Genomic DNA, 16,746 nt, shown 5'->3' with positions numbered 1-16,746 from the left:
AGCCGCCTCCCGCACGTGTCCCCCATGACCGACCGTTCCGCCGACGTGCCCCGTGCGCGCGGCCAGTTCCGGACCGCGCTGCGCGAATCCCCGCCGCTGTGGTGGGCGCTGCTGTACTTCTTCTGCCTGTTGTGCGGCTATTACGTGCTGCGCCCGGTGCGCGACGCGATGGGCGCCTCGAGCGACGCGGCCACGGTGTTTCCCGCCTTCATGCTCGACTGGGCCGCCGCCCGCGACATCGCACTGGGCGAGTTCACGCTGCAGGTGCTGTTCACCGGCACGTTCTTCGTGATGCTGGTGCTGCAGCCGCTGTATGGCGCCCTGGTGTCGCGGTTCCCGCGGCGGGTGTTCCTGCCGGTGGTCTACCTGTTCTTCATCGCCTGCCTGGGCGCGTTCCGCTGGGCGTTCGACAGCGGGCTGCCGGGACGCGGCGCGCTGTTCTTCATCTGGATCGCGGTGTTCAACCTGTTCGCGGTGAGCGTGTTCTGGAGCTTCATGGCGGACGTGTTCGACAACGCGCATGCCAAGCGCTACTACGGCTACATCGGCGCCGGCGGCACGGTCGGCGCCTTTCTGGGCCCGATCGTGACGACGACGCTGGTCGGGCGCATCGGGGTGGAGAACCTGCCGCTGGTCAGCGCGGGGTTCCTCGCCGTCTGCCTGCTGTGCATCCTCAAGCTGCGCGAATGGGCGCGCCGCAACGAAACGCGCCGCGCCACGCACGACGAGCGCGCGATCGGGGGCTCGGTGTGGGCCGGCCTGAAGCTGATCGTCCGCGACCCCCTGCTGCGCGGGCTGGCATTGCTGATGTTCTTCGGCGTCGGCGTCGGCACGTTGCTCTACAACGAGCAGGCGGCGATCGTGCGGCTGTCGTATCCGTCGGCCGAAGCCGCCACGCGCTACTACTCGATGATCGACTGGGCGGTGAACGGACTGACGATCGCGGTCCAGTTGCTGCTCACGCGCTGGCTGCTGCGGCGCTACGGCGTGGCGCCGCTGCTGCTGTTGCCGGCCTGCGCGATCCTCATCGGCTTCTCGCTGCTCGCGGCCTCGCCGTATCCGCTGCTGGTCGCGTTGGTGCAGGTCGCGACCCGGGCTAGCGAGTTCTCGCTGTCGAAGCCCGCGCGCGAGACGCTCTACACCCGCGTGAGCCGCGAATCGCGCTACAAGGCCAAGGCGGTCATCGACACCGCGGTCTACCGCGGCAGCGACGTCACCTTCGTCTGGGTGCACAAGGCGCTGGCCACGCTGGGCTCGCAGGTGGTGTTCCTGGCCGGCGTGGGCATTGCCGCGGGCATGCTGGCCGGCGCCTGGCGCGTGGTCCGCGCCGAGCGCCGGCTCCCCGATCGCGGGCGCGACCCGGCCGTCTAGCTGCGCGCGATGGCGCTCAGCCCGATGCGAACCCACGCACCGCCAGGGCGGTGAACATCAGCGCGCCGAGCAGGAACAGTGCGCTGAGTACATGCACCAGTGGATGGTGCACACGGAGCCAGACGAACTGCAGCGTCAGCCGCAGCCACCAGAAGGCCGCCATGCCGGCGAGCGCGGCATGCCCCAGCGGCGTGGCGGAGAGCGCGCTCGGCATCGCCAGGCATAGCCACGCGACGCCGGCAAACACCAGCACGAGTTGCGCATTGGCGATCTGCAAGATCGCGCGGTTGGCGACCGTCGTCGTCTGCAGCGTGCGCGGCCAGCCGAACAGGCGCCAGAACGCGAGGTGGAAGAGCGCAAACGCCAGGCTGTGCACGCCGCAGGCGATCAGCAACGCGGCGTCGAAAGCGGAAAGGTTGCTCGACGGCATGCTCGGCTCCAGATACGAAAACGGGCACGGCCTGCAGGAGGACCGTGCCCGTTCGGGTTTGCAGTTCGTCGCCTCAGGCCGCTTCGCGCGACCCGTCCTCTCGGCGTCGTGCGACCAGGTCGCGATAGCCGGCCGAGCGCAACTCCTCGGCCTCGAAGTCGTCCACCGTGATCGTGTCGAGCGTCAGCGTGCGCAGTTCCTCGAGCAGCGTCCGTTCCTCGGCGCTGATGTGGCCCTCGCGCACCGCCTCGTCGAGCTGGGCGTCGTAGTCGAGCGCCTCGATGCCCTTGCTCTTGAGTGCCTTCAGGAACTTGCGCTCCACCGGCTCGGCCGCGACCGCCTTGGCCAGGTAGCTGGCGATCCGGCCGCCGGGGTTGCGCTCGGTCGGCTGCAGGAACACACCCTCGGCCAGGCGCTCGCGCGCGTCGTTGAGGCTCATCAGCAGCGCGGCCACGCGGTGGCCCAGCCGGTCGCCGGGCGCCTCGGCGCGGCGGCCGAGGGGGAAGATCAGCGCCCACATCAGCCAGCCGACCGGACGGATCGGGAAGTTGCGCAGCGCGGCCGACAGCGAAGTCTCGATCTTGTGCACGCTGTCGTGGAAGGCCCAGGCCAGCAGCGGCTTGTCGGCCTCGGGCGCGCCCTCGTCGTGGTAGCGCTTGAGCATGGCGCTGGCCATGTAGACGTGGCTGAGCACGTCGCCGAGCCGGCCCGACAGCGATTCCTTGAACTTCAGCTTGCCGCCGAGCATCAGCATCGACACGTCGGCCATCAGCGCGAGATTGGCCGAATAGCGGTCGAGCTTGCGGAAGTAGCGCCGGGTGTAGTCGTCGCCGGGCGCCGCGCCGATGCGCGCGCCGGTCAGCCCGAACCAGAACGAGCGCACCGCGTTGGAGATCGCGAAGCCGATGTGCCCGAACAGGCTGCGGTCGAAGGCCTCTAGGCCCGCGGCGGCGTCGGGGTCCTGCGCGGCCTTCATTTCCTGCATGACCCACGGATGGCACAGGATCGCGCCCTGGCCGAAGATCAGCAGGCTGCGCGTCATGATGTTCGCGCCCTCGACGGTGATCGCGATCGGCGCGGCCTGCCAATTGCGGCCGGCGAAGTTGCGCGGGCCCAGGATGATGCCCTTGCCCCCGATCACGTCCATGACGTCGCTGATGACCTCCCGGCTCATCGTCGTGCAGTGGTACTTGGCGATCGCCGACGGCACCGACGGCACGTCGCCGCGGTCCACCGCGGCCGCGGTCGCCTGCGACAGCGCGCTGATCGCGTAGGCCTTGGCACCGATGCGCGCGAGCGCTTCCTCGACGCCCTCGAAGCGGCCGACCGACAGCCCGAACTGCTTGCGGATGCGCGCGTAGGCGCCGGTGATCACGGCGCCGGCCTTGGCGCCGCCGCTGGCCGTCGACGGCAGCGTGATCGAACGGCCCACCGCCAGGCACTCGTTGAGCATGTTCCAGCCCTTGCCGGCCATCTCCGCGCCCCCGATCAGCTGGCTCAGCGGGATGAAGACGTCCTTGCCGCGGATCGGGCCATTCTGGAACGGCGAATTGAGCGGGAAATGGCGACGGCCGATCTCGACCCCTTCCGTCTCGCGCGGCAGCAGCGCCAGCGTGATGCCGATGTCCTGGGTATCGCCCAGCAGGCCGTCCGGGTCGTACATGCGGAACGCCAGGCCGATGAGCGTGGCGACAGGCGCCAGCGTGATGTAGCGCTTGTCGAACGTCAGCCGCACGCCGAGCACGTTGGCGCCGTTCCACTCGCCCTTGCAGACGATGCCGTAGTCGGGGATCGAGGTCGCGTCCGAGCCCGCGAACGGCCCGGTCAGGCCGAAGCACGGCACCTCCTGGCCGACCGCCAGGCGCGGCAGGTAGTAGTCCTTCTGCGCCTGGGTACCGTAGTGGTTGAGCAGTTCGCCGGGTCCGAGCGAGTTCGGCACGCCGACCGTGGAGCTGACCACGCTCGACACCGACGACAGCTTCTGGATGACCTTGTGGTGCGCGAGGGCCGAGAAGCCCAGGCCGCCGTAGGCCTTGGGGATGATCATGCCGAAGAAGCGGTTCTCCTTGATGTAGGCCCAGAGTTCCGGCGGCAGGTCGGCATGGACGTGGGTGAGCTCCCAGTCGTCGACCATGCCGCACAGCGTCTCGACCGGGCCGTCGAGGAAGGCCTGCTCCTCGGCGGTAAGCTGCGGCTTGGGGTAGTTCAGCAGGATGTTCCAGTCCGGATCGCCCGTGAACAGTTCGCCCTCGAAGCCGACCGAGCCGGTCTCCAGCGCGATGCGCTCGGTCTTCGACAGCGGCGGGAGCACCTTGCGGAAGAACGTCAGCAGCGGCGCGGTGACCAGCGCCTTGCGCACCGGCGGGATCAGCAGCGGGACCGCGATCGCGGCGACGACAAGCGCCGCGACGAGCGTGGCCGTGGCGTTCGCGCCCAGCAGCCAGCACGCCAGCAGTAGCGTGATCGTGATCGCGGCCCAGTAGGCGAGCCGCAGGCGGTGGTAGGCGGCGAATGCGCCGGCGAGGAGGAAGGCGAGGAAGGGGATCGCAACGCTCATCATGGACTCCGGCAGTCGGCGTGGCAGGCGGGAAGGCGACGGGCGTCGCGCGGTGGCGGATGCTGACCGTACGGTCGAGTATGGTGACCGCCCCGGGGGAAGTCAATGCTGCGCCGCGGCGCGTGGGCGGGGTGTCGATACTGTTGCCGACGCAGGCGTATGGATAGACTGTCGCGATGAGCAGACCCGCTTCACCGTCCGCCGCCGGCACCGCCAGGGTCGGCGCCGCACCGACCGAACGCCAGGGCCGACTGAGCGCCGACGACTGGGCCCAGGCCGCCCTCGACCTGATCGCGGAATCGGGCGTGCAGGCCGTCGCGGTGGAGCCGCTGGCCCGCCGTCTCGGCGTCACCAAGGGCAGCTTCTACTGGCACTTCCCCTCGCGCGACGCGCTGTTGCAGGCCGCCCTCGAGCGCTGGGAGAACGTGGAGCAGGAGGCACTGTTCGGTGCGCTGGAGACGATGCCCGACCCGCGCGAGCGCCTGCGCGCGCTGTTCCACATGGTCGCGCGCGAGTACAAGTCGCACGTCATCTACAGCGCCCTGCTCAAGGCGCAGGACCACGCCACCGTGCAGCCGGTCATCGAGCGCGTGTCCAAGCGCCGGCTCGACTACCTGACCGCCTCGTTCCGCCAGGCTGGGCTCGGCCGCGAAGACGCCCAGCACCGCGCGCGCCTGACCTACGCCGCTTATGTCGGTTTCCTGCAGTTGAACCTGCAGTTGCACCAGACCCGGATGCAGCAGGAGGAGTTCGACGCCTACGTCGAGCATCTGGCGCAGACGCTGGTGCCGAGGTAGGAAATAGTCTGCTGATGGCGGAAGTCTTCGTTCAGACCGTCGGATGCTTTGATGTGCCTCGATCGCGCTCAACTGCCCGATAGGCCCGCGCGCCCTCGTCTTGCGTAATTGCTGACCAAGTAGTGATGCTGGCAGTGACCGATCGTCGATGGCGTTCTTCGAAAAGGACGAGCACGGAAAAAACTACGGCCCCGTAAGGGGCCGTAGTTTTGACGCATTCGCCAGAATCAGAAGTTCTGGCGGTACTCCATGTAGTAGTAACGGCCGGGGGTTTCGTACTGCGGGTCGTAGGAGTTGTACGCCGCGCGCGTCGAGACCGGCGGGTCCTTCTCGAACAGATTGTTCACGCCGAGCGCAACCTGACCATTCCAAGGCAGCTTGTAACGGCCCTGCACGTCATGATAGGTGACCGAACCCAGGCGGTGACGCGGCGAGGCACCGCTTTCGATAACACGGTTCGGATCGCTGCACAGGGCCGCCACGGAGGGGAACTTGCAGCTCTCGTACATGCCCGAGTAGTAGCGGGTGCTCCAACTCATGCCGAAGTCACCCAGCGTCCAGTTGGCGTTTAAGTTGGATCGCACGCGCCAGATCGGCGAGCGGTCACTGTACAGGCCGACTTCGGAGTCCCCCCAGTCGGATTCGGGCGTGGACTTGCTGCGGTACGAGGACATGTAGGAGCTATCCCACACGAAGTTGAACGCACCGAAGCTCGTCTCCGGAAGACCGTAGCGAACCGTAAAGTCGTAGCCCTCAACTTCCACTTCGCCAAGGTTCTGCAGGCCGCGAGCAAAGTAGGTGATTTCACCCAATGCGTTGCGGGTGATCTGACTGTTGTTCACGATCGAGCACCAACCCGCGTCGTTCTCCACGAAGCACTGGTCCAGCATGTACGTGATGGTCGGGCGGGAAATCGCATCGGCGATGTTGATCTTCCACCAATCCAACGAGACGTCGAAGCTGCGGACGTAAGCAGGGCTGTAGACAAACCCCAGCGTCTTGCTGATTGCCGTTTCCGGCTGCAGGTCGACATTGGACACCCAGTCCAGCGGGTATGCAGTCTGCGACCCATAACCGTCGCGCTGGGTGTACATGGGGACGCCGGCCGCGGCGCAGCGCTGGGCAACGCCTGCATTGTTGTAATACGGGCTATCGATCGAGCAGGGATCGCCATAGGTGTCGTACGAAGCCCCGGCACCGCCGAACAAGTTGCTGATGGAAGGTGCGCGGAAGCCTTGGGCCCAGTTGCCGCGCACCATCAGGTCAGCAAACGGCTTCCACTTGAAGCCTGCCTTGCTGTTGAGCGTATCGCCGAAGTTGCTGTAATCGGAATAGCGCGTCGCCAGGTTGAGCTCCAGCAGGTCCATGCCCGGGAGATCTTTGAAGAGCGGGATCAGCAGCTCCAAGTAGGCATCGTTGAGATCGTAGCCGCCGGAAGTCGGCTGGCGGGCATTGCCCGAGCTGAGGCCTGCCGAAACAAACGCGTCGGGATTGTCATAACCAGACTCCTTACGACGCTCGATGCCCGCTGCGAACCCCATCATGCCGGCAGGCAGCTCGACCACATCGCCAGAGATGTTCGCAGTCACGCTGCGGCTCTTGTTGTGGTACTTGTCCTTCGCAGTGAACAGGATGTAGTCGATCTGTGCCTGAGACAGTTCACCCGGGCTTGAGAAGGGATTGAACGGCACGCAGCCATCGATCACTGCACCAGGTGCGCCGCACTTCACGACGCCATCGGTATCGAGGAACGACGCCCCGGTGGCGAGGCGGAGGTTGCCCATGTTGATGTCGCCAACCTGGGTGTCGATCTGGTCAGTGCTGTTGTAGTTGAAGCCCACGTCCCAGGTGAAGAACCTCTTGCCGACTTCGAACGAGCCCTCAAGTCCGCCGTACCAGTGGAAGGTCTTGACGTCCTGCTCATAGAAGCGGTCCTGCTCGACCAGGCGACGACTCCAGTTGAGCTCGCGCGCATTCGCGGTGCCCTTCGTGGGGTTGTAATAGCTGCTCGCCAACAAGCCCTGGTCGCCGCTCAGGTAGTTGCCTTCGCCCAGCGGGAATCCGGCCAGCTGCTGGGCCGACACGCGCTGATTGAAGAGCGCGTCCGTGCGAATGGCAATGGTGTCAGACAGGTCGTAACGGCTCTGCAGAAAGACAGAACGCCGCTCCTGCGGTGTGCGCAGGTAGTTGTCCAGTGCGAAGTTATAGCGGTCGGCATTTGTGAATCGATGATAGTTACCGAGGTCGCGGCCGTCGGCCCCCTCGTTGATGACCCACTGGTCGATGCCGGCAACGGGCGTACGACCGGTTTGTCCATCGATGGCCGCTTCGCGCGACCACGCATCGATATCATCGGTCGGGGTGCCGTTGACCGTGAGGTCCCAAAGCCGCCCGAACTTGCTCGTGGCGCTGTACTGGGACGAGCCGAGTCCGAACACGGGATCGCGCGAGATCGCGCGGCTGCCGGCCATCACGGCGCTTTCCTTGGTGTAAGAAGCACCGAACACGGTGTTTCCGCGGTCGTTGCCAACACCGATGGTGATGTCGTGGGATTCGCGTTCGCCGTCACCCTGGCTGAACTGGCCGTAGTAGGTGTGAGCCTCGACGCCCTCGAAATTGTCGCGCGTGATGATATTGACCACGCCTGCGATTGCATCGGAGCCGTAGATGGACGAAGCGCCGTCCTTCAGCACCTCCACGCGCTCGATCATTGCAGCGGGGATGGTGTTGAGATCCACAGTGCCGTCGAGTGCGGATACCCAGCGGCGGCCATTGACCAGCACCAACGTGCGTGCGGAACCCAGGTTGCGAAGGTCGACACCGGCCGAGCCGTCACCGCCGTTATTGAACTGTGTATTGATCGCTGCGCCGTTGACCGCGATCTGCTGCAGCACGTCGGCGATGCTGGTACGGCCAGTCTGCTCGATCGCTTCACGCGACAAGACGAGCACAGGCTGCTGGGTCTCGATATCGACCGAGCGGATACGCGATCCCGTCACCTGGATGCGATCGAGCGTAGTGGCATCGCCTTCCTGTGCGACGGCCGAGCCTGCACTGGCCATGGCACCTGTTCCTGCGATGAGCGCAAGAGTTACCGCGTCACGGAGCTTATTGGTCTTCAAAGACATCTCTCTCTCTCCAAGGTGAGTCTTGGGGTTGTCCCCAAGAAAGGAACCTGCCGCAGGCGTCAATCGAAACGCCAAATTCGGCAAGATCGCAGCCGATACTAGCGAGGGCGAGAGGAAAATTAAAGGTCCGTTAACGGCGCGCCTACGCGACGTGAAGTCCTTCCGGGAGGCGATACCAAAGCCTTTCAAGCTGAATAGGGGTTCAGGCTCGGCCTGTGCGCCGCGCTTGGATCAAGACAAAAAAGGGCGCCAATGGCGCCCTTCTTACAGATCCTGCTGGTACCGGATGTACGGTACTGCGCCGTCGTCGTCGGGCAGGTCGGCCATCCGCGAGAACGGGTTCTTGCCGCGGGTGACGACGTTCTCGGCACCGACGGTGAGCTGGCCGCTCCAGGGGGTGCGCCAGCTGACGCCCACACCCAGGCCTTCCCACTTCGGCAGCCCTGGGGTGTCGACGACCTGGCCGACGATGTTCGCGCTGAAGCGGCCGATCCCGCCGCCGACGCTCAGGCTGCTGCTGGTCCACTGGTCGCTGAGGTCGGCCGGCGCGGTCGCCGACGGGATCAGCGTGGCCTTGGCGAGCGTGCCGGCCAACGACACGTAGGCGTCGTCGCCGATGCTCTTCTTGGCGAATACGGTGAGGTCGTGGACGTCGACCCGGCCGGCCGAGCCGCCGCGGGCCGGCGTGAGCCAGCCGGGCAGCGTGTCGCGGCCTTCGCCGAGCGTCACGCCCACGCCACCGCCGGGGCGGCTGAAGGCCGCGGTCGCGGTCGCGCGGCGGTTGCCGGGCGCGGGGTCGTCGAGGGAGGCGAGCTGGCAGTTGCGGGCCAGGCTGCTGACCGCACCATTGAAGCTGCTGCCGGGGCTGCACAGCAACGCGAGCGAGCTACCGGGCTCGAGCCCGAAGGCCGCATCGAAGCGGTTCTCGCCCAGGCGCCAGCGGCCGCCGGCCTGGCTGGGAGCGGCCGGTTCGAGTACGAGGAACGCCTCGACCTTGCCGGACGTGTCGAGCACCGGCAGCACGGTCTGGTTGCGCCTTTCCTGCGCATGCGCGCCCGTCGCCGTGCACAGGGCGAGGGCGGAGGCGAGCAGCAGTGGCGTCAAGGACAGTCGCATGGCCGATGAGACCCGGTCGCCGCCGGGAAGTTCCCCAGATTCACCCTTCCCACTCTAGAGGGTTTATGTTTATTTAACAATCCCGCTGGTGGTGCATCCCGGGTCTATTGCAACCGATCCGAGCCCTCGCCGCTGATCGCCGGCGCGGCCAGCAGCGCCTCGATCTCGTCGGGCGTGAACCGGTAGCATTGCCCGCAGAACTCGCACGTCACCGCCGCCTCGCCATCGGCCGCGGCGGCCCTCGCTTCCTCTTCCCCCAGCGAGACCAGCATCGCCTCCACGCGTTCGCGCGAGCACGAACAGGCGAAGGCGAGCGGGCGCTCGCCGATCAACTGCGGGTCGTCGTCGGGAAACAGACGGCCGAGCAGCGTCTCGACGGGCCATCCAATCAGCTCGCCGGTGGAAAGCGTGTCAAACAGCACGCTCGCGCGGTTCCAGCCGTCCTCGTCGCCGACATCGCCGGGCAGCTTCTGCAGCATCAGACCTGCCGCGTGTTCGCCTTCGACCGCGAGCAGCACGCGCGTGGGCAACTGCTCGGATTGGCGGAAATAGTCCTCGAACGCGCCCGACAGCGACTCCGACTCCAGGCCCACGAGTCCCTGGTAGCGCATCGGGTCACGGCCCTGGGAGGGGTTCTCGATCGTCAAGGCCAGCAGGGCGTCGTCGCCGAGCGTGCGCAGGTCGCGGGAAATGGCGTCCGCGCCCGTGTCGGCGATGCGCGCGATGCCGCGGATCGTGCCGGCCGCGGTGCACTCGGCGAACAGGGCGCGCAGCGGCCCGGAAGCGCGCAGCTGGACCGACAGTCGGCCGTCCACCTTGGCATGGCCGGTGAACAGCGCCGACGCGGCGCAGGCCTCGCCCAGCAGCACCTCGACCGAGGCGGGGTAGCGGGCGTTGGACAGCACCCGTCGCCAGGTCTCGGTCAGGTGGACCCGCACGCCGCGCACGCCGGCGCGCTGGAGCAGGAAACGGGACAGGCGGTCGCTGTCGGGAGCGGAGGTTTCGGTCATGGATGCGTTCGGAGGCGGGCGGCGATTGGCGGCATCGGGCATGCCCGATACAGTGGCCGCCATGATGCAATCGGTTCGAGAAGATGGGGGCGACGGCGACGCCGCGCAAGCGCGCGTGGTCGGACGTCGCGCCGCGGCGCCGCGGCGCCGTCGGTGGTTGCGCCGGCTGCTGTGGCTGCCTGTCGTGGCGGTCGCCTTCACGGTGCTGCAGGTGCTGGTGCTGCGCGTCGTCGATCCCCCGTTCTCGACGTTCATGGCGATCCGCCAGGTCGAGGCCTGGCGCGGCGGCGAGGCCGACTTCGCGCTGTACCACCAGTGGCGGGATCTGGACCGGATCGCGCCTTCGCTCGCGGTCTCGGTGATCGCGGCCGAGGACCAGAACTTCGCGCGGCACCGTGGCTTCGACCTCGAGGCGATCGAGCAGGCCCGTGCGCACAACGCACGCGGCCGCTCGACGCGAGGCGCCAGCACGATCAGCCAGCAGACCGCGAAGAACCTGTTCCTGTGGAGCGGGCGCAGTTGGATCCGCAAGGGCCTGGAAGCCTGGTACACGCTGCTGATCGAATGGCTGTGGCCGAAGACGCGGATCCTCGAGGTCTATCTCAACGTCGCCGAGTTCGGCGACGGCGTCTACGGCGCGCAGGCGGCCGCGCGCCGGCACTTCGGCACGGATGCGGCGCAGCTCTCGGGCGCGCAGAGCGCGCGGCTCGCCGCCGTGCTGCCGAGCCCCCGGCGCTACAGCGCCTCGCATCCCGGCCCCTACGTGCAGCGTCGGGCGCAGTGGATCGAGCGCAATGCGCGCCAGCTCGGCGGCGAGGCGTACCTGGACGCACTCAAGTGAGCGGCGTTCTGCCGGCCGAGCGGTTGACGATCGTCATCGCCGCGTTCGACGAGGCGCGATCGCTGCCGCTGCTGCACCCCCGGATCGCCATGGTGATGGACGCGATGGCCGGCGACGGGATCGCGGCCGGCGTGCTGTACGTCGACGACGGCAGCGCGGACGGCACCTGGGAGGTGCTGCAGGGCCTGGCGGCCGGGGACCGGCGCGTGTCGCTGCTGCGGCTGTCGCGCAATTTCGGCAAGGAGATCGCGCTGACAGCGGGCCTGGACCTGGTGACCGAGGGGGCGGCGATGATCCTCGATGCCGACGGGCAGGATCCGCCCGAGCTGATTCCGCGCTTCGTCGCGCTGTGGCGACAGGGCTACGACGACGTGCACGGCACCCGCGTCAGTCGCGAGGGCGAACGCTGGACCAAGAAGCTCACCGCGCACCTGTTCTACCGGGTCATGCAGCGCCTGGCCAAGACGCCGGTGCCGGCCGACACCGGCGACTACCGGCTGCTCTCGCCGCGGGCCCTCGCGGCGCTGCGCCAGTTGCGCGAGCGCCACCGCTTCATGAAGGGACTCTTCGGCTGGATCGGGTTCAACCGGGTTTCGCTGCCCTACGAGCGCAACGCGCGGCTGGCGGGGCGCACGAAGTTCGGCTTCTGGCGTCTGTGGAACTTCGCGCTCGAAGGGGTGACCAGCTTCTCGACGGCCCCATTGCGGTTGGCCACCTACGTCGGCGTGTTCACCGCGCTCGGGGCCTTCGCGTTCGCCCTGTGGGTCATCGCCAAGGCGATGCTGTTCGGCGACCGCGTGGCCGGATGGCCGACGATGATGGCGGTGATCCTGTTCCTGGGCGGAGTGCAGTTGGTCGCGCTGGGCGTGATCGGCGAATACCTGGGCCGGCTGTACGAGGAGTCCAAGCAGCGGCCGCTGTACTTCGTCCGAGACTGGCACCCCGCCGGCCAGGGCGCGCCGGTGGGCGCGCCCGCGGCGGACGCGTCCCGCATCGCCGGCGCCTGAACCCTCACTTCGCGTATTCGCCGCCGCAGCCGCTGTCCTCGCCGCCGCCCAGTTCCAGGGTCGCCAGCAGCGCGGCCGGCGGCGCGATCGAGCCCAGCGCCAGCGCGACGGCGCCGCGCAGGCCCAGCCGCGCCATGTCGGGACGGAAGCTCGGGTCGGCGAACGTGCCGCCGATGACCAGCGGCGAGCGCAGCGCGAGGATGCTGCGGTCCTTGGGCCGCGGACGCAGCTCCATGTCCAGCGCCTCCTCGCCCAGGTCGATGCGGCCGCTGCCGACGATGATCGTGTCGCTGGTGTCGAATGCGAGCGCACGGCTTTCCATGACGCCCTTCTGCACGCCGAAATCGGCGAACGCGCAGCGCACCGGGATCTGCTTGTCCTTGCCGATCAGGTACTTGAGGGTCTCGTAGATGTCGATGCCGGCCAGCTCGACGAGCATGTTGCTGACGCGCCCCGCCCCCATGCCGACGGCGATGTCGCCGTTGGCGCTGCCGAGCATCGCGGCGACCGAGTTGCCGGTGCCGGCCAGGTTGAAGTCGCCGCCGATCTTGCCGACGGCCTGGTTGGCGAGCGCGGTGTCGGGGAACAGGCCGCCCAGGTCGACGCGGCGGATGCTGGCCTGCAGGCGGGTATCGATCGTGTCGTTGCGCGCGTCCATCCGGATCGTGGAGCGGATGTTGCCGCCGGCGACGCCGAAGTTCAGCGGGTCGAGGCGCAGCAGCCCGGCCTCGAGCTTGAGGTGGGCGTCCATGTCGTCGATCGGCAGCTTCGGCGCGTTGATGCGATGCGCGCGCAGGCGCACGTCCGCATCCATCGCCCGCAGCTTGCCCAGTTCGTAGGGCGTGTCGGGAATCACCTTGCCCTTCGCGGCCAGCGCCTGCTCGCGCTGCACGAGTTCGGGATCCAGCGGCTCGCCGTCTTCCGCGTCCGGGGTGCCGCCGACGAAGCCGGCCAGATCGTCGAAGTCCAGGCGCTTGGAGACCAGGTCGGCCTTCAGGAACGGCCGGTCGCCGCCGACGGTGATCGCGGCCGAGCCGCCCAGATCGCTCTGGCCGACCTTGCCGGTGAAGCCGTCGTAATGCCAGGTCTGGCCGTCCCGGGTCAGGCGCCCGTCGAGCGCGTAGGGCGGAGTGTCGGGCATCGCGACGCCGACCAGCGGATAGAGGTGTTCGAGGTTCTGGCCCGACAGCGCGAACTGCAGGTCGAAGTCGCGCAGCTCCAGCGGCGCGGTGATGCTGCCGCGCACATGCGCGCGCGTCGTGCCCGCGGCGGCGCGCATGTCGAGGTGGTAGGGCTTGTCCTCGTCCTGCAGCGCCAGCGGGGACTCGGCCACGCCCTCGAGCGTGAACCGGTTGCCGCTCCACTGGCCGTCGCCCTCGATGCCGATCGCGGGCGCCGCATCGGCGCCCGCACGCGATTCGCGACTGGCCAGGCGTACGTCGATGCGGGTCCGGCCCGGCGCGTCGACGAAGCGAAGACGCCCGTCGTCGACCCACAGGCGCCGGATCTGCATCGGTTCGCCATCGCCGCCACCCAGGCCGAAATCCCAGTTGCCGCTGCCGCCTTCGGGGTTGGTTTCCAGCAGGAGCACCGGCTGGGCGAGGCGGATCTCCGGCAGGCGGACCTTGCCGCGTAGCAGCGGAAACACCTCGACCTGGATCTCGAGCCGGTCGGCCGCGGCCATGGTGCGTTCTTCGGCCCAGTCGGCGTTGGCGAACCGCAGCGCGTCGGCGCGAACCGTGGTGACCCGGCCCAGGTCGACGTCGAGATCGCCGCCGATCTGCAATGTGCGGCCGGTCTGCGCCTTGACGATGCGCTCGACCGGGCCCTTGAACCAGTTCCAGTCCCACAGCAGGATCAGCAGCAGCAACAGCACCGCCAGGACCGCCAGCACGATGCGCACCGGGTGGCCGGCGAACGCGCCGCGCAGGCGGTCTGCAGGCGGGCGCCGCGTCGGCGACGTGGCAGTGGGCGTGGAATCGGTCATCGCGGTGGGTCCTTTTTACGCGGCACCATCCCGCCGGATCGATCAAGCCCGGGTGAATCCGTTGTCGTGCGTTCAGTCCGTGACGCGCGCGGCGCGGCGCCGCTTCAGGGCGACGGCACGACCTGCGCCAGTACCGCGACGTAGTGGCACACGCTGCCGGCGATGCAGAACAGGTGCCAGATCGCATGCGCGTACGGAATCGAGTCGCGCATGTAGAAGAACGTGCCGAGCGTGTAGAAGACGCCGCCGGCAACGATCCAGCTCAGGGTCCAGGTGTCGAGCGCGGCGGCGACCGGCCCGATCGCGATCACCACCAGCCAGCCCATCGCCACGTAGATCGCGGTCGACAGCCCACGGAAGCGGCCGGTGTAGAACAGCTTGAAGACCACGCCGGCCAGCGCCAGCGTCCAGATCGTGCCGAACAGCCACCAGCCGAGCGTGCCGCGCAGCCCGATCAGCGTGAACGGCGTGTAGGTGCCGGCGATCAGCAGATAGATCGCGCAGTGGTCGAACACCTTCAGCCGGCCCTTGAGGACCGGGTGGTGGACGGCGTGGTACAGCGTGGAGGCCAGGTAGAGCAGCAGCAGCGTGACGCCGAAGACGATCGAGGCGCCGAGCTGCCAGCCGTTGCCGAACAGCGCGGCCAGCGTGATCAGCACCGCGCCGGCGGCCAGCGCGGCGGTGGCGCCCAGGCCATGGGTCAGCGCGCTCGCGAATTCCTCGCGCTTCTCGCGCAGCGAAAGGGCAGGGGTGGTCATGACGTGCGTCCGACGGGGGAGGGACCGGCCGGATTATGACCCCGCGCCGCGGTCCTGTCAGACCGCGACGCGGCGGCGCCCGTCAGGCGGCCGGCATCGCGTGCGCGTGCTCGCGCGTGGCCAGGAACTCGACGCCGGGCGCGCGTTCCTCGGCCAGCTGCAGGTTCACCCGGGTCGGCGCGAGGTAGACCAGCTGGTCGGCGGCGTCGATGGCGAGGTTGCCTGCATGCTTGTCGCGGAAGTCCTCGAGCTTCTTCGCGTCCGCGCAGCGGATCCACCGCGCGGTCGAGACCTGGACCGGCTCGAAGATCGCGTCGACGCCGTATTCGTCCTTGAGCCGGTAGGCCACCACGTCGAACTGCAGCACGCCGACGGCGCCCAGGATCAGGTCGTTGCTCATCATCGGCTTGAAGAACTGCGTCGCGCCCTCCTCGCTGAGCTGCGCCAGGCCCTTCTGCAGCTGCTTGAGCTTGAGCGGATCGCGCAGGCGCGCGCGGCGGAACAGCTCGGGCGCGAAGTTGGGGATGCCGGTGAAGGCGATCGGCTCGCCTTCGGTGAAGGTGTCGCCGATCGAGATCGTGCCGTGGTTGTGGATGCCGATCACGTCGCCCGGGTAGGCCTCGGCGGCGATCTCGCGGTCGCTGGCCATGAAGGTCAGCGCGTTGGCGAGCTTGAGCTCCTTGCCGCTGCGCGGGTGGAAGGCCTTCATGCCGGCGGCGAAGCGTCCCGAGCACACGCGCATGAACGCCACGCGGTCGCGGTGCTGCGGGTCCATGTTCGCCTGGATCTTGAACACGAAGCCGGTCAGCTTGTCCTCCTGCGGCGCCACGACGCGGGTCGTCGTCGCGCGCGGCTGCGGCGGCGGCGCGTGTTCGACGAAGAAGTCGAGCAGCGGCTGCACGCCGAAGTTGTTGACGCCCGAGCCGAAGAACACCGGCGTCTGCCGGCCCGCGCGGTAGGCCTGGAGATCGAACGGATGGCTGGCGCCCTGCACCAGCTCCAGCTCGTCGCGCAGGTCGGCGAGCATCTTCTCGCCGATCCGCCCGGCGAGGCCGGGCGCGTCGAGCGAGGGGAAGATCGTCGAGTCCTGACGGGTGAAGTTGCGCCCCTGCTCGTAGATGTGCACTTCACCGGTGAGCAGGTGCACGACGCCCTTCAGGCGCTGGCCCATGCCGATCGGCCATGTCACCGGTGCGCACTGGATGCCGAGCACGCGCTCGACCTCGTCGAGCAGTTCGACCGGGTCCTTGCCCTCTCGGTCGAGCTTGTTGATGAAGGTCATGATCGGCGTGTCGCGCATGCGGCACACCTCCATCAGCTTGATCGTGCGTTCCTCGACGCCCTTGGCGACGTCGATGACCATCAGCGCCGAGTCGACCGCGGTGAGCACCCGGTAGGTGTCCTCGCCGAAGTCGGCATGGCCGGGCGTGTCGAGCAGGTTGACGATGCGGCCCTCGTAGGGGAACTGCATCACCGAACTGGTGACCGAGATGCCGCGCTCCTTCTCCAGCGCCATCCAGTCGGAGGTCGCATGGCGGGCGGCCTTGCGGCCCTTGACCGAACCGGCCATCTGGATCGCGCCGCCGAACAGCAGCAGTTTCTCGGTGAGGGTGGTCTTGCCGGCGTCCGGGTGCGAGATGATCGCGAAGGTACGGCGGCGGGCGGCTTCGGTGGCGACGTCGGGCATGCGGGCGGCGCACGCGCGCGCGTGCGGTCTCGAGGTGTCGGGAAGCCGGCGATTATA

At 68.1% G+C, this 16,746-nt stretch carries 12 protein-coding genes; 4 read left to right on the top strand and 8 right to left on the bottom strand.

Annotated elements, in window-relative coordinates:
• Nucleotides 1-24 precede the first annotated feature (24 nt).
• Nucleotides 25-1,371 (top strand): MFS transporter, encoded by a 1,347-nt coding sequence (locus tag WQ56_RS14195; protein ID WP_047137781.1) that lies wholly within the window; start codon nucleotides 25-27, stop codon nucleotides 1,369-1,371.
• Between the two features lie 16 nt (nucleotides 1,372-1,387).
• Here WQ56_RS14195 and WQ56_RS14190 read toward each other — a convergent pair whose 3' ends face one another.
• Together WQ56_RS14190 and WQ56_RS14185 are read right to left on the bottom strand one after the other, a co-directional pair.
• Nucleotides 1,388-1,801, bottom strand: a complete 414-nt coding sequence (locus tag WQ56_RS14190) for a hypothetical protein (RefSeq protein WP_047137780.1) — start codon at nucleotides 1,799-1,801, stop codon at nucleotides 1,388-1,390.
• A 73-nt stretch (nucleotides 1,802-1,874) separates the two neighbouring features.
• Nucleotides 1,875-4,358, bottom strand: a complete 2,484-nt coding sequence (locus WQ56_RS14185; RefSeq protein WP_047137807.1) for an acyl-CoA dehydrogenase — start codon at nucleotides 4,356-4,358, stop codon at nucleotides 1,875-1,877.
• A 176-nt stretch (nucleotides 4,359-4,534) separates the two neighbouring features.
• On the opposite strand from WQ56_RS14185, the gene WQ56_RS14180 reads away from it, so the two are divergent.
• The gene (locus tag WQ56_RS14180) at nucleotides 4,535-5,155 is read left to right on the top strand and encodes a TetR/AcrR family transcriptional regulator (protein WP_047137779.1); all 621 of its coding nucleotides are present in this window, start codon (nucleotides 4,535-4,537) and stop codon (nucleotides 5,153-5,155) included.
• Nucleotides 5,156-5,382: 227 nt separating this feature from the next.
• Here WQ56_RS14180 and WQ56_RS14175 read toward each other — a convergent pair whose 3' ends face one another.
• The 3 genes from WQ56_RS14175 to WQ56_RS14165 form a co-directional block, all read right to left on the bottom strand.
• Nucleotides 5,383-8,283: a TonB-dependent receptor gene (locus WQ56_RS14175; protein WP_047137778.1), complete on the bottom strand. Its 2,901-nt coding sequence runs from the start codon at nucleotides 8,281-8,283 to the stop codon at nucleotides 5,383-5,385.
• 264 nt (nucleotides 8,284-8,547) lie between these two features.
• Nucleotides 8,548-9,399 (bottom strand): hypothetical protein, encoded by an 852-nt coding sequence (locus WQ56_RS14170; protein WP_047137777.1) that lies wholly within the window; start codon nucleotides 9,397-9,399, stop codon nucleotides 8,548-8,550.
• Between the two features lie 104 nt (nucleotides 9,400-9,503).
• Nucleotides 9,504-10,409 carry an Hsp33 family molecular chaperone HslO gene (locus WQ56_RS14165; RefSeq protein WP_047137776.1) on the bottom strand — a complete coding sequence of 302 codons (906 nt, stop codon included), beginning with the start codon at nucleotides 10,407-10,409 and terminating at the stop codon, nucleotides 9,504-9,506.
• Nucleotides 10,410-10,473: 64 nt separating this feature from the next.
• Between WQ56_RS14165 and mtgA the strand changes: the two genes are divergently transcribed.
• Nucleotides 10,474-11,250 (top strand): monofunctional biosynthetic peptidoglycan transglycosylase, encoded by a 777-nt coding sequence (mtgA, locus tag WQ56_RS14160; protein WP_047137806.1) that lies wholly within the window; start codon nucleotides 10,474-10,476, stop codon nucleotides 11,248-11,250.
• 8 nt (nucleotides 11,251-11,258) lie between these two features.
• On the top strand, nucleotides 11,259-12,257 hold the full coding sequence (locus WQ56_RS14155; RefSeq protein ID WP_047137805.1) for a glycosyltransferase family 2 protein: 999 nt from the start codon (nucleotides 11,259-11,261) through the stop codon (nucleotides 12,255-12,257).
• A 4-nt stretch (nucleotides 12,258-12,261) separates the two neighbouring features.
• On the opposite strand, the gene WQ56_RS14150 is transcribed toward WQ56_RS14155, so the two are convergent.
• From WQ56_RS14150 to WQ56_RS14140, 3 genes are all read right to left on the bottom strand, one after another.
• Complete coding sequence (locus tag WQ56_RS14150; protein ID WP_082132426.1) at nucleotides 12,262-14,244, bottom strand: AsmA family protein; 1,983 nt, start codon at nucleotides 14,242-14,244, stop codon at nucleotides 12,262-12,264.
• Nucleotides 14,245-14,348: 104 nt separating this feature from the next.
• Entirely contained in the window at nucleotides 14,349-15,002 is a 654-nt protein-coding gene (locus tag WQ56_RS14145) for a hemolysin III family protein (protein WP_047137775.1), read from the bottom strand.
• An 82-nt stretch (nucleotides 15,003-15,084) separates the two neighbouring features.
• Entirely contained in the window at nucleotides 15,085-16,689 is a 1,605-nt protein-coding gene (locus WQ56_RS14140) for a peptide chain release factor 3 (protein ID WP_047137774.1), read from the bottom strand.
• Nucleotides 16,690-16,746 lie beyond the last annotated feature (57 nt).

Source organism: Luteimonas sp. FCS-9, assembly GCF_001014645.1.
GTDB lineage: Bacteria > Pseudomonadota > Gammaproteobacteria > Xanthomonadales > Xanthomonadaceae > Luteimonas.
Note: the sequence above shows the minus strand (reverse complement) of the source record. Positions and strands in the feature narration are given on the sequence as shown.